A 12280-nucleotide genomic window follows, 5' to 3' on the forward strand; every position below is an offset into this window, starting at 1 on the left:
TCCGGGCGACCCTAGCCAAGCCTCGGGGCAGCTGCAATCGCCCCGGCCCGGCTGCGGCAGAAACCCGCGTTCCGGACACTGCGCCCATGCGCGGCGGCGGGATGCAAATCACATGTTCGGGTAATTCGGCCCGTCGCCGCCCTGCGGCACTGTCCATGTGATGTTCTGGCTGGGATCCTTGATGTCGCAGGTCTTGCAGTGCACGCAGTTCTGGAAGTTGATGACGAAGCGTGGCTCTTTGCCCTCTTCGCTGACCACCTCGTAAACGCCGGCCGGGCAATAGCGCTGCGCAGGTTCGGCGAACTTCGGCAGGTTCACCCCGATCGGCACGCCCGCATCCGTCAGGCGCAGGTGGCAGGGCTGGCCTTCGGCGTGGTTGGTCATGGCGAAGCTGACGTTGGTCAGCCGGTCGAAGCTGATCTTGCCGTCTGGCTTGGGATAGTCGATGGCCTTGTGCCTTGATGCGGGTTCGGTCGCCGCGGCATCGCTCTTCCCGTGCTTGAGCGTACCAAGCAGCGACAGGCCGAACAGGTTGTTCGTCCACATGTCGAAGCCGCCCAGCCCCAGCGAGGCCAGCAGCCCGTACTTGGACCACAGCGGCTTGACGTTGCGCACCCGTTTGAGATCCTTGCCCACTGGCCCGGACTTCAGCGCGGTGTCGTAGGCACTTAGCGTATCGCCGGCCCGGCCCGCTTTGATCGCCTCATGCGCTGCCTCGGCCGCTGCGATGCCCGAGTGCATCGCGTTGTGGTTGCCCTTGATCCGGGGCACGTTGACCAGCCCCGCGGAACAGCCCAGCAGCGCGCCGCCCGGAAACGCCGTCTGCGGGATCGACTGCCAGCCGCCCTCGCTGATCGCGCGCGCGCCGTAGGCCACGCGCTTGCCGCCCTTCAGCAGATCCGCCACCACCGGGTGATGTTTGAACCGCTGAAACTCCATGTAGGGGTAAAGGTAGGGGTTGCGGTAGTTGAGGTGAACCACGAAGCCTACGTAAACCTGATTGTTGTCAAGGTGATAGATGAACGATCCGCCCCCGGCATTGCCGCCCAGCGGCCAGCCCATCGTGTGCGTCACGGTGCCGGGGCGATGCTTGGCTGGATCGATCTCCCAGATCTCCTTCATCCCAAGGCCGTATTTCTGCACGTCTGACCCGCGCGCCAGATCGAATTTCGCGATCACTTGCTTGGACAGAGAGCCGCGCACACCCTCGGAGAGGAACACGTACTTGCCGTGCAGCTCCATCCCCGGTTCGTAGGCGTCGCCGGGCGTGCCGTCGGCGTTCAGGCCAAACTCACCCGCGACCACGCCCTTGACCGCGCCGTCTTCGGCATAGACCAGCTCGGAACAGGACATGCCGGGGAAAATCTCCACCCCCAGCGCCTCGGCCTGCTCGGCCATCCAGCGGCAGACATTGCCCATCGAAACGATGTAGTTGCCGTGGTTCGACATCAGCGGCGGCATCATCCAGTTGGGGACGCGCACATGCCCGGCATCGCCCAGCATGAAGAAGTTGTCTTCCTTCACAGGCACGTTCAGCGGCGCGCCCTTGTCTTTCCAGTCGGGGATCAGCCGATCAAGGCCCGACGGGTCAAGCACGGCACCCGACAGGATATGCGCCCCCACTTCGGAGCCCTTCTCGAGTACCACCACGTTCAGATCGGCATCGAGTTGCTTCAGCCGGATCGCAGCGGACAGGCCCGCCGGGCCCGCGCCAACGATCACGACGTCGTATTCCATCGACTCGCGGACGATATCGGTCATCTCGGTGGTCTCCCCAACGTGGCGGGATCGGCCCGCAGTTCCGTCGCGCAACGGGTTAGCCCAACGTGCCGGGCCGGGCAATCACGACACAGCGTAAAACGGGTCGCCGGTGCGCGCTCGCGCGCCGTTTTCTGACAAGGCCCACAAATTCGCCGGTTTCATGCGGCCTGCGCCACTCCGCGCGCGGGTTTTTGCCCTTTGCTTCCGCGCAGCACCCGGTGCAGTCTGGACCTATTGACTTTCGCGCCCGCCGATTTGGTATGAGGGGCCAGACTTCGCCTTGCCAGACACCTGCCCGATACTCGAAGGACACCGACGATGCAGAAGATCCCGCTGACCCGCTCAGGCTTTGACAAGCTCGATGCCGAGCTCAAGCAGCTCAAGTCGGTCGAACGCCCGGCCATCATCCGCGCCATCGCCGAAGCGCGCGAGCATGGCGACCTGTCGGAGAATGCCGAGTATCATTCCGCCAAGGAAAAGCAGTCTTTCATCGAAGGCCGCATCAAGGAGCTGGAAGGCGTGATGTCGCTGGCCGAGGTGATCGACCCGTCCAAGCTGTCGGGCGCGGTCAAGTTCGGCGCCACGGTCGTGCTTTACGAGGAACAGACAGATTCTGAAAAGACGTTCCAGATCGTCGGCGAATACGAAGCCGACATCGAAAGCGGCCGGATCAATATGAAATCGCCGATCGCGCGGGCGCTGATCGGCAAGGACGAGGGTGACGTGGTCGAGGTGCGCACGCCGGGCGGCGAACGCACCTACGAAATCGTCTCGATCAGCTTCAACTGACCGGCGCAGGCCGCGCCGGGGGACGGGACATGAACCAGGCCGAGGCCAACCGAACCGAGCGGAACCGGGATGCCGGAGCCCCCGTGATGCCGCCTGTCTCGCCCTCGTCCGCGCCCGACGGCGGCGCAGGTTCGGGCCCGGGTCTGACAGAGGTCGCCGCGGTTGCGCTGGGCATTGCGTGGCTCGTCGCTGCATCGGTGATCTTCATCGTGATGCCCGGCACCTCTTCCACGACGGCGGTCGATGGGGCGGACCCGTTGCGCTTCGTCATGGTCTTGCTGGCGGTCTTTCTGCCGGTCGCGATGATCTGGGTCGCCGCAGCCGCTGCACGTTCGGGGCGGATCATGCGTGAGGAATCGCGCCGGCTGCAGGTGGCCATCGACGCCATTCGCAAGGCCTACATCGCTGATCGGCAGGCGCGTGGCGCGGTGGCCCCGCCCACGACGGTCGAGCGCAAGCTTGACGAGATCGCACAGGCCGCGCGGCAGACCGAATCGACGCTCGCAGTTTTCGCGTCCAGCCGACCGGCTGCCAGCCGTGCGGTAATCCGCCCCGGCACCCCCGAACCGGCCGAGGAAGAACCGCGCCTGGCGTTGGGCACCTCGTCCGAAGAGATGCAGCCGCCGTTGGCGCGGTCCGACCTGATCCGTGCGCTGAACTTTCCCGATACCGATACAGACGAGGTGGGATTTGCAGCGTTGCGGCGCGCCCTGAAGGACCGGCCCGCACGGCAATTGATCCAGGCAAGCCAGGACGTGCTGACGTTGCTGTCGCAGGATGGCATCTACATGGACGACCTGCGCCCCGATCGCGCCCGACCGGAAATCTGGCGCCGCTTTGCCGCCGGCGAGCGGGGCCGAGCAGTCGCGGCGCTTGGCGGCGTGCGCGACCGCACCAGTCTTGCCCTCGCCATCGGGCGGATGCGCGAGGATGCGATCTTTCGCGACGCCGCGCACCATTTCCTGCGCCGCTTCGACCAGATGCTCGTCGCGTTCGAGCCTGAGGCGAGCGACGAGGATCTTGTTGACCTCTCCGAAACCCGCACCGCAAGGGCCTTCATGCTGCTGGGTCGGGTCACGGGTGCCTTCGACTAAGCCTAGGGCATGACCCTACGGACCATTGTCGTTGCTGAGCGGAAGCCGAACACATGGTGCAGCATGCCGATGTTGTAATCGTCCACGGCGTGAAAGCCGCGCCGCTCGTATAGGGCCCGCGCGCGCGGATTGCTGTCGATCACGTCCAGTCGCACCTCGGCGTAGCCGCGCCGCGCCGCCTCGCGCGCGGCCGCCTCCAACAGCAAGGTGCCTACGCCGCGCCCGCGTGCCTCTGGCGCCACGAAAATACCGTCGAGCAGAAAGCGCGCATCATCGGCATCGCGCTCCAGCATTGTCAGCAGCAGGCTGCGCCAGCCCGCGCCGAAAAGGCCATAGATCGCCCGCATGTCGCCCAGATCGCCGCCCACCAGCGCGCCCTCGGCGGTCTTGAACCCGACAACGCCCAGCAGGCTGCCATCGCGATCATGTGCGCTGAAGGCATGATCGGGGCGCAGCACACGGGCGATGAAGGCCATGGCCAGTGGCTCCGGTCCCATTGCCAGCCCCAGCTTTGACCCGAAAGCGTGCCAGTAAAGGGCGGCGGCCCGGGCACGGTCCCGTTCGGGAATGCCCGGCGTCACGATCATGCCAGCGCCAGTGCCAGCGTGCGGGCCACGGCATGATCCGCGGGCGTGTTGATGTTGAAGAACGGATCGGGCCCCGATGGGACGCCTTCAAAAGCCGCGCTGGCCGCGCCAATGGCATCGGCAAAGACGCCCACGCGCCGGCGCCCCTCGCTTAGCGCCTCGGCCAGTGCCGGGCGAAGGTCGACGTGCCAGAGTGCCGCGACCGGGTGCCGACGACCGCCCGAAGCTGCAACGGCGATTCGTCGCCCTTCGGTTTCGGCGGCCAGCAGCAGGCGCGGAACAAGGTCGCAAGGCAGGAAAGGCGTATCGCCCGGCACGGTCACCAGATGCGAGGCACCCTGTGCCGCGGCCCAGTCCAGCCCTGCCAGAACCCCGGCCAAAGGCCCCGCAAGTTCGCCCGGCGCATCCGGCAGAACCGGCAGGCCGTAGGCGGCAAAGCGCCCCGGATCGCCGTTTGCGTTCAGCGCCAGCGCCGCAACCTGCGGCGAGAAGCGGTCACGAACCTGCCCAAGGACGGTGTCCTTGCCAAGCGGCAGAAGCACCTTGTCGCCCCCGCCCATCCGCGCCGCAGTTCCCCCGGCAAGGATCACGCCAACGGGGCCGGTCATCGCAGGGCTCTGCTGCGGGGCAGGGTGGGGCAGCACATGGCGGCGATCCTCTCTGGCGATTGTCATTCTGTCTGTGCTTGGATAACCGGGCCGGGCCGCATTGCACAACAGGCCGCTCCGCCCATGACCGCCCGTCTTCCACGTTCCGCCTATATGCAAGGCTTGCGCGACGGCGCGCCATTTCTGCTGGTCCTGATCCCGTTCTCGTCGCTTTTCGGAATGGTGGCAGGGCAGGCCGGCCTCGATCTTGCTCAGATAATGGGCTTTTCGGTGCTTGTCATCGCCGGAGCGGCCCAGTTTGCTGCATTGCAGATGATGGTTCAGCATGCCTCGATCCCGCTGATCCTGCTTGCCGCGCTGGCCGTGAACCTGCGGATGGCGATGTATTCTGCCGCACTTGTTCCCCATCTGGGATCGGCGCCGCTGTGGCAAAGGGCGCTGGTGGCCTATGTCAATTTCGACCAGACCTATGCCGTCTCTCTCGCGCATTACGAGGCGAATCCGCGGTTAAGCGTGGCCGAGAAGGTGGCGTTCTTTCTTGGTGTCGCCACGCCGATCACCCCAGCTTGGGTGGCGATGACGGCGCTGGGCGCTATGGCGGGGGCCGCCGTGCCGGATTGGCTCGCCCTCGATTTCGCGCTGCCCATCACCTTTCTTGGGTTGCTCGCGCCGATGCTGAGATCGCTGGCCCATGTCGCGGCGGCGGCGACCTCGGTCATTGTCGCGCTGTTGCTGGCGGGCCTGCCGGCGGGGTTGGGGCTGCTGGTTGCGGCTGCCTGTGCCATGGTCGCGGGCGCCGGTGTCGAGACGTGGATGGAGGGACGACGGCCGTGACGATGAGCGATGCGGACATCTGGCTGGTCATCGGCCTTCTTGCGGTGGGTACCTACCTGATCCGCTTTTCGTTTCTGGGCCTCATTGGCAGCCGGCCAATGCCGGCCGCGGTGTTGCGCCTGCTGCGCTTTACGCCGGTTGCGGTGCTGCCGGGGATGGTTGCGCCGCTGGTCCTGTGGCCCGCCGCCACCGGCGGGCATCCCGACATCGCACGCCTTGCCGCGGCGGCAGCGACGCTGGCCGCGGGCCTGTGGCGGCGCAACACGCTTCTGGCGATCGCGGCCGGCGCGCTGACGCTTTACGCGGGGCTCTGGCTGTTGCCTACGTCCTGATCAGAGCGGTGCGGGCGCAGCGTGGTGGTCACACCGGGCAGGGCGCCGAACTCGTCTGCCAGCCGCCCCGGAAAAAAGGTGGGGGTCAGCCCCTCGAACCCCGGCAGCGCACGCAGGATGCCGACGGTCGCATCCGTACAAAAGCCAGAGCCGACCGCACCATGCGCCACCGCCAGTTGCAGCGCGCGCTCGGCCACCGCGGCGGGCACCTCGACGCGCTGCACCTCCAGACCGTCGCCGCCTTGGGCATAGAAGTTTTCGAAGACGTCGCGGGCCTGTGGTGTGATGCCAAACAGCACATCGTTGCGCTCGGGAATGCCGCTTGCCTTGAAAGAGCCAGAAGGATCGAAGACGACCCGCTGACTGGCATCGATCATCAGCGCGGTGTGCTGGCCCACGACAGAAGCTGCATCGGTTCGCGTGTAGAGGGTCAGCGCGGGCGGGCCCCTGTCACGGTAAACGGCTGCGGCAATCTCGCTTTCCGGGGCGTTGACCGACGGCACAGTCGCGCATCCGGCCACCGCAAGCCCTGTCGTCAACGCAACTGCCCCGCGGATGGTCCGGCGGCTCAACGCGCCCTGCGCGTCCCGTTGATGGTCGCTTTCCTGCATCGGACCCGTCCGCCGCAGCCTGCAATGGATACAAGCCTAGCCGCGGCCGGTCACGATGTCACCCGGGCTGACCTGCCGCCGCACCTTGCGGCCCGCCCGGCCCATTACCATTGCCGGTCTGCAGCGCCCGTTCGATCTGGCGCAGGGCGATGGATTTGTCATCGCTGTCGGTCTCGCGATACTCGTGCGTGACGACGCCGGGAAAGCGCGCCAGCTGCTTTTCGAGATTGTCGGGAAACCACGTCGAATGGATCGATTCGAAGCCCGGCAGCCGTTTGAGGATGCCGGAGGTCGCCAGCGTGCAATGCGCTTTGGCCACCGGGCCATTGGCCAGCGCCAGTTGCAGTGCCATCTCGGCCACCTCGGGGCTGACGTCAATTTCCTGGCTCACGGTGTAGTAGGTGATCCGCGAATGATACGAGATGTAATACTGCTCGATCCGCGGTGTGATGCCGAAAAGCACGTCATCTCGTTCCGGGATCTCGGGCACGCTGAAAGATCCCGCCGGATCGAAGATCACGCGCTGGCTGGCGTTGATCATCAGCGACGAATGCGCGCCGTTGCCCGATCCCACGTTTTTCATCGTGAACAACGTCAGCGAGGGTGGGCCGTCGAAATGGTAAAAGGCCCGTGCAACCGCTTCGTCAGGCGCCCAGACATGCTGGGCACCGCATCCGGCAAGGGCAAGCGGCATCCCGATGAGAAATGTACGTCGATGCATCGGAACGCCTTTCGCAGCAGGGTCAGCCGTTGACGAGGGCAAGGAAGATCAGAACGCACAGGATCACGATGACCCCGCGTGACACGAACCAGACGAAACCGTCGAAGGTTTTCTCGTGGGTACGGATGTCCATCTCGCCGTGCTTGTACTCCGCCATCGCTCTCTCCTGTCGCAAATCGGGTTTTGCCGTGGGGATAGACGATTGAAACGCCGCTGTCACGCCTGCGTGTGCCGCCCGCGTCACAATGGCAGGGCCGTCGTGTCCTTGATTTCCTCCATCACGAAACTGGCCGAGATGTCCGAAAGCGGCACCTTGTCGATCAGCCGCTTGTAAAAGGCGTCATAGGCCGGCACGTCGGCCACCCGCACCCGCAGCACGTAGTCCAGATCGCCGGTCATCCGGTAGGCGCCCACCACCTCGGGCAGGGCGCGCAAGGCCGACTGGAACCGCTCCATCCAGCCCGGCTCATGCGCATTGGTGCGGATCAGGACCATCACGCTCAGCGGGCAGCCCACCTTCTCGGGCGCGACCAGCGCGACGCGACCGCGGATCACCCCCGCCGTCTCCATCGCCTTGATCCGCCGCCAGCAGGCATTGCGCGACAGTGCCACCCGCGCGCCGATCTCGTCGATGGGCAGGCTGGCATCGCGTTGCAGGATGGCCAGGATTCGCCGGTCTATGATATCAAGATCATGCTCCATGACGGGATATTATCCCAACCTGACGCGCATATATAGGGATATTTGAGACATCTTTACCGGCACACTCGGTTAGGATTCCACGCAAGCAAACACTGCAGGAGGCCGCCGATGTCCGACACCACGCCCAGCTCCGCCCGCGCCGGCACCTTTGCCCGGTTGTTCCTCGATCATCCCGCCTCGGTGGACGAGACCTATTTCCAGCATATGCGATTCGCCGGCTGGTTCTCGTTCTGGCTGGCCACGGCGGCGGGCGCGGCGCTGTTGCACGCGATCGTCCCTGCGGTCTGCGAAACGACGGCCAGCCGCATCATCCGCCGCCTTTACGCCCGGATCGAGAATCGCCACGCGGCGCAATAGGCCAGCTATCAAATCCGGCCCATGGACGCGGACCTGCACGCTGCTGAGAGCTAAAGCGCCTGCCAGCGCCACGCATCATCTTCGGCCAGCCAGCGCCGCGCGCGCCCGGCCTGGTGCAGGTGGTTCAGGTGTGCCACCGTCTCGGCCAGAGCCAGACCAAAGACGTTCTCCCCGATCTCGCGCTTGAAGAGCGGTGCGAAGCAATCCACCGCCTTGCGCGGCGTGGCCAGGTGCGCTGTCAGCCGCGCCAGCGCGCCGTGATGGTTGTCGATCAACTGCTGCATCCGCACCGGCAGCCCGAGGAAGGGCAGCTTGTGTCCACCCAGCACCAGCTGATCCTCGCGCGCATGCGGGGCCAGCCGCGCGCAGGCGGCCAGCCAGTCGCTGACAGGGTCGGCTTCGGGTTCGGTCGGGTAGACGCCGATATTGGGGCTGATGCCCGGCAATATCTGGTCGCCGCCGATGACCAGCCCGTCGTCGCGGCTCCAGAAGGTCGCGTGTTCGGGCGCGTGGCCGTCGCCCATCCGCACGTCCCAGTCGCGCCCGCCCATGCGGATGACCTGCCCCTCGACCAGCCGGACATAGCCCAGCGGCAGCGGATCGACGCAATCGGCAAAGTTGAACGGCCGCTCCGCCTCGCGCCGGGCGCGCAGGGTCGGGTCCATCCCGGTGCGGGCATAGAAGGCGCGGCTTTCGGGCGGCAGCACGGCTTGCTCGTCCAGCACCAGCATCCGCGTCATCAGCCACGGGGTGCGCGGCATCCACAATTCGGCACCGCGCGCCACGAACCAGCCCGCAAGGCCCACATGGTCGGGGTGGTGATGGGTGACGATCAGCCGCGTCACCGGCCGGCCCGCCAGCGGTCCGTGCGCCATGACGCTTTCCCAGATATCGCGGGTTCTGGCATTGCCCAGCCCGGTATCGATCACCGTCCAGCTGTCACCATCGTCCAGCGCGAAGACGTTGACGTGGTCCAGCGCCATCGGCAGCGGCAGCCGCAGCCACAGTACCCCCGGCGCGATCTCTGTCGCCGCGCCAGGCGCAGGCGCCTCGGCATGGGGAAATCGCAGGGGCTGGGCGGTGTCCATCACGCGGCCAGATCGTCTGGCGTGATCTCCATCAGCCCGTCTGCGCCGGCGCGAACATGTGCGATCAGCCCGGCATGTTCCGGCAGCATCCGGGTAATGAAGAAGGCGGCCATCCGCGCGCGGCCCGCATCGCCTCGCCGGGCGGCGGCAAGGTGCGCCTCGGCCCCCAGCACCAGCGCAAACGCCCGCAAGTATGGCACCGCGCCCGCGAATCGGTCGGTCATGTCCTGCGTCACCAGCCACTCGGTGGTTTCGCGCAGCGATTCGGCCGCGTCCCACACCGCGCCGGCCATATCCGGCAGTTCGGCCCGCGCCGCCTCGGCCCCGGTTTGCACCTCGTCCAGAAGCCTGAACGCGGCCTCGCCCCGGTCCATCATCTTGCGGCCGACAAGGTCCATCGCCTGGATGCCGTTGGTGCCCTCGTAGATCGCCGTCACCCGCACGTCGCGCAGGTATTGCGCCGCGCCCGTCTCCTCGATGAAGCCCATTCCGCCATGCACCTGCACGCCAAGGCTGGCCACCTCGATGCCGGTATCGGTGCCAAAGGCCTTGGCGATCGGCGTCAGCAGCGCCGCCCGCGCGGCCCAGCCCGCCTCGCCCGTGGCATGGCTCATGTCGATCGCCACCGCGCATTTCAGCGCGATCGCGCGGGCGGCAAAAACCTGCGCCTTCATGTGCGCCAGCATCCGCCGCACGTCGGCGTGTTCCACGATCGTGCCGGTTCCGCCCGCCTTGCCCTGCACCCGGCCCATCGCATAGGCCAGCGCGTGCTGATAGGCGCCCTCGGCCGCGCCCACGCCCTGCACGCCCACGCCCAGCCGGGCGTTGTTCATCATCGTGAACATCGCCGCCATGCCGCCATGCGCCTCGCCCACCAGCCAGCCGGTTGCCCCCTCGTAGGCCATCACCGCCGTGGGCGAGCCGTGCAGGCCCATCTTGTGCTCCAGGCTGACGACGCGCAGCGCGTTGCGCGCGCCAAGGCTACCATCGGCATTCGGGATGATCTTGGGCACCATGAACAGGCTGATCCCCTTGGTCCCCGGCACCCCGTCCGGCAGTCGCGCCAGCACGAGGTGGCAGACGTTCTCGGTGAAATCGTTGTCGGCCCAGCTGATGTAGATCTTCTGGCCAGTGATGGCGTAGGTGCCGTCGCCGTTGGGCTCGGCCTTGGTGCGCAACGCGCCTACGTCGCTGCCGGCCTGCGGTTCGGTCAGGTTCATCGTGCCGCACCATTCGCCCGAGATCAGCTTTGGCAGGTAGGTTTCCTTCAGCGCGTCGCTGGCATGATGTTCCAGCGCCTCGATCTGGCCCTGGCTCATCAGTGGGTTCAACTGCAGGGCAAGGCAGGCGCCGGCCATCATGTCGTTGACGGCGGTGGTCAGTGCCATCGGTAGGCCCATGCCGCCATGCGCGGGATCGGCTGACATGCCCAGCCAGCCGCCCGTCGCGATCGCGCGGTAGCCATCGGCAAAGCCGGGCGAGGTGCGCACGACACCGTTTTCCAGCCGCGCCGGGTGGGTGTCGCCCGCCCGTTGCAGCGGCGCCAGCACCTCGTCGCAGACCCGCCCCGCCTCGGTCAAGATCGCCTCCACGGTCTCGGCGCCGGCCTCGGCAAACCGGTCGGTGGCGGCGACGGCGGGATAGCCCGCGATGTCCAGCAGAAGGCGGAACTCGGCGATTGGCGAACGGAAGGGCATGGCTCTGGTGTCCTGCGAATGGCGCTGCCCCGGGCTTGCCGCAGGCCCGCCGCCTTGGCAAGGCCGGGGTGCGGGTCTATGTCGGGGCGATCGCCCGGCAGGTTAGCCCTGCGCGCGCCGCCCTGAAACCGGAACGCCACGTCATGACCGCGCCCGAGACGCTTCTTCTCGCCTCCGACGGACCGGGCCTTGCGCAGGCCGCGGCGCTGCTGGCGCAGGGCCGCCTCGTCGCCTTCCCGACCGAAACCGTCTACGGCCTTGGCGCCGATGCGCGCGATGACCGCGCGGTCGCCGGCATCTTCGCGGCCAAGGACCGGCCCAGTTTCAACCCGTTGATCGTCCATCTGCCGGACCTTGCCGCGGCCGAGGCGCTCTGCCTCTTCACGCCCGAGGCGACACGTCTGGCCCAGGCCTTCTGGCCCGGCGCGCTGACGCTGGTCCTGCCCTTGCGGCCCGGCGCCGGCATCTCGGCCCTTGTCACCGCGGGGCAGGGCACGCTTGCCGTGCGCGTGCCGGACCACCCGGTCGCACGAGGCTTGCTGCGCGCCTTCGGCGGCCCGGTCGCCGCGCCCTCGGCCAACCCCTCGGGGCGGATCAGCCCGACCACGGCCGCGCATGTGCTGGCGGGCCTTGGCGGCCGCATTGCCGCGGTCGTCGATGGCGGCGCCTGTCCCGTGGGCGTCGAATCGACGATCCTAGGCTTTAACGGTGGCGTCACGCTGCTGCGCGCCGGCGGTCTGCCGTCCGAGGCTGTCGAGGCCTGCCTTGGCCATCCGCCCGCCGTACCCGCCACCGGCGGTCCGGTCACTGCACCAGGCCAGCTTGCCTCGCACTACGCGCCGCAGGGCGCCGTCCGGCTGAACGCCACCGCCGCAGGTCCCGGCGAGATCATGCTGGGCTTCGGTCCCGTTGCGGGCGATCTCACGCTCTCGGCCAGCGGCGACCTGATCGAGGCCGCGGCAAATCTCTTTGCCCGTCTGCATGACCTCGACGGGAGAGGCGCCACCCGCATCGCCGTCGCGCCCGTTCCCGAAACCGGCCTGGGCCGTGCGATCAACGACCGGCTGCGCCGCGCCGCCGCGCCGCGCCCCTGACGCTT

General features: G+C 67.2%; 15 protein-coding genes. 6 read left to right on the forward strand and 9 right to left on the reverse strand.

Annotated elements, in window-relative coordinates; translation table 11 throughout:
- Window positions 1-108: 108 nt before the first annotated feature.
- Window positions 109-1761, reverse strand: a complete 1653-nt coding sequence (locus tag GC146_RS09220) for an electron transfer flavoprotein-ubiquinone oxidoreductase (protein ID WP_291837293.1) — start codon at window positions 1759-1761, stop codon at window positions 109-111.
- 318 nt (window positions 1762-2079) lie between these two features.
- On the opposite strand from GC146_RS09220, the gene greA reads away from it, so the two are divergent.
- Window positions 2080-2550 carry a transcription elongation factor GreA gene (gene greA, locus GC146_RS09225; RefSeq protein ID WP_291837295.1) on the forward strand — a complete coding sequence of 157 codons (471 nt, stop codon included), beginning with the start codon at window positions 2080-2082 and terminating at the stop codon, window positions 2548-2550.
- 86 nt (window positions 2551-2636) lie between these two features.
- Window positions 2637-3644: a hypothetical protein gene (locus tag GC146_RS09230; protein WP_291838495.1), complete on the forward strand. Its 1008-nt coding sequence runs from the start codon at window positions 2637-2639 to the stop codon at window positions 3642-3644.
- Window positions 3645-3646: 2 nt separating this feature from the next.
- On the opposite strand, the gene GC146_RS09235 is transcribed toward GC146_RS09230, so the two are convergent.
- Window positions 3647-4231, reverse strand: coding sequence for a GNAT family N-acetyltransferase (locus GC146_RS09235; protein WP_291837297.1), 585 nt, complete (start codon window positions 4229-4231; stop codon window positions 3647-3649).
- Complete coding sequence (gene mobA, locus GC146_RS09240) at window positions 4228-4839, reverse strand: molybdenum cofactor guanylyltransferase MobA (protein ID WP_291838498.1); 612 nt, start codon at window positions 4837-4839, stop codon at window positions 4228-4230. Before mobA ends, GC146_RS09235 begins: the two co-directional genes overlap by 4 nt.
- A 123-nt stretch (window positions 4840-4962) precedes the next feature.
- On the opposite strand from mobA, the gene GC146_RS09245 reads away from it, so the two are divergent.
- Window positions 4963-5673, forward strand: coding sequence for an AzlC family ABC transporter permease (locus GC146_RS09245; RefSeq protein WP_291837299.1), 711 nt, complete (start codon window positions 4963-4965; stop codon window positions 5671-5673).
- Between the two features lie 2 nt (window positions 5674-5675).
- Window positions 5676-6005, forward strand: coding sequence for an AzlD domain-containing protein (locus tag GC146_RS09250; RefSeq protein WP_291837301.1), 330 nt, complete (start codon window positions 5676-5678; stop codon window positions 6003-6005).
- Here GC146_RS09250 and GC146_RS09255 read toward each other — a convergent pair.
- From GC146_RS09255 to GC146_RS09270, 4 genes are all read right to left on the reverse strand, one after another.
- Window positions 5972-6616, reverse strand: coding sequence for a hypothetical protein (locus GC146_RS09255; RefSeq protein WP_291837303.1), 645 nt, complete (start codon window positions 6614-6616; stop codon window positions 5972-5974). The genes GC146_RS09250 and GC146_RS09255 overlap by 34 nt on opposite strands.
- Window positions 6617-6674: 58 nt before the next feature.
- Window positions 6675-7337 carry a hypothetical protein gene (locus tag GC146_RS09260; protein WP_291837305.1) on the reverse strand — a complete coding sequence of 221 codons (663 nt, stop codon included), beginning with the start codon at window positions 7335-7337 and terminating at the stop codon, window positions 6675-6677.
- Between the two features lie 22 nt (window positions 7338-7359).
- The gene (locus GC146_RS09265; RefSeq protein ID WP_291837307.1) at window positions 7360-7494 is read right to left on the reverse strand and encodes an aa3-type cytochrome c oxidase subunit IV; all 135 of its coding nucleotides are present in this window, start codon (window positions 7492-7494) and stop codon (window positions 7360-7362) included.
- An 83-nt stretch (window positions 7495-7577) separates the two neighbouring features.
- The gene (locus tag GC146_RS09270; protein WP_291837309.1) at window positions 7578-8039 is read right to left on the reverse strand and encodes an Lrp/AsnC family transcriptional regulator; all 462 of its coding nucleotides are present in this window, start codon (window positions 8037-8039) and stop codon (window positions 7578-7580) included.
- Window positions 8040-8147: 108 nt separating this feature from the next.
- Here GC146_RS09270 and GC146_RS09275 point away from each other — a divergent pair, with 108 nt between their 5' ends.
- Window positions 8148-8396, forward strand: coding sequence for a DUF6356 family protein (locus GC146_RS09275; protein WP_291837311.1), 249 nt, complete (start codon window positions 8148-8150; stop codon window positions 8394-8396).
- A 50-nt stretch (window positions 8397-8446) separates the two neighbouring features.
- Here GC146_RS09275 and GC146_RS09280 read toward each other — a convergent pair whose 3' ends face one another.
- Window positions 8447-9484 (reverse strand): MBL fold metallo-hydrolase, encoded by a 1038-nt coding sequence (locus GC146_RS09280; protein ID WP_291837313.1) that lies wholly within the window; start codon window positions 9482-9484, stop codon window positions 8447-8449.
- Window positions 9484-11181, reverse strand: coding sequence for an acyl-CoA dehydrogenase (locus GC146_RS09285; protein WP_291837315.1), 1698 nt, complete (start codon window positions 11179-11181; stop codon window positions 9484-9486). Before GC146_RS09285 ends, GC146_RS09280 begins: the two co-directional genes overlap by 1 nt.
- Window positions 11182-11324: 143 nt before the next feature.
- Between GC146_RS09285 and GC146_RS09290 the strand changes: the two genes are divergently transcribed.
- The gene (locus GC146_RS09290) at window positions 11325-12275 is read left to right on the forward strand and encodes an L-threonylcarbamoyladenylate synthase (RefSeq protein ID WP_291838500.1); all 951 of its coding nucleotides are present in this window, start codon (window positions 11325-11327) and stop codon (window positions 12273-12275) included.
- The last annotated feature ends 5 nt before the right edge of the window (window positions 12276-12280 follow it).

Source organism: Limimaricola sp., assembly GCF_016125575.1.
In the GTDB taxonomy this organism is placed as follows: domain Bacteria; phylum Pseudomonadota; class Alphaproteobacteria; order Rhodobacterales; family Rhodobacteraceae; genus WGLM01.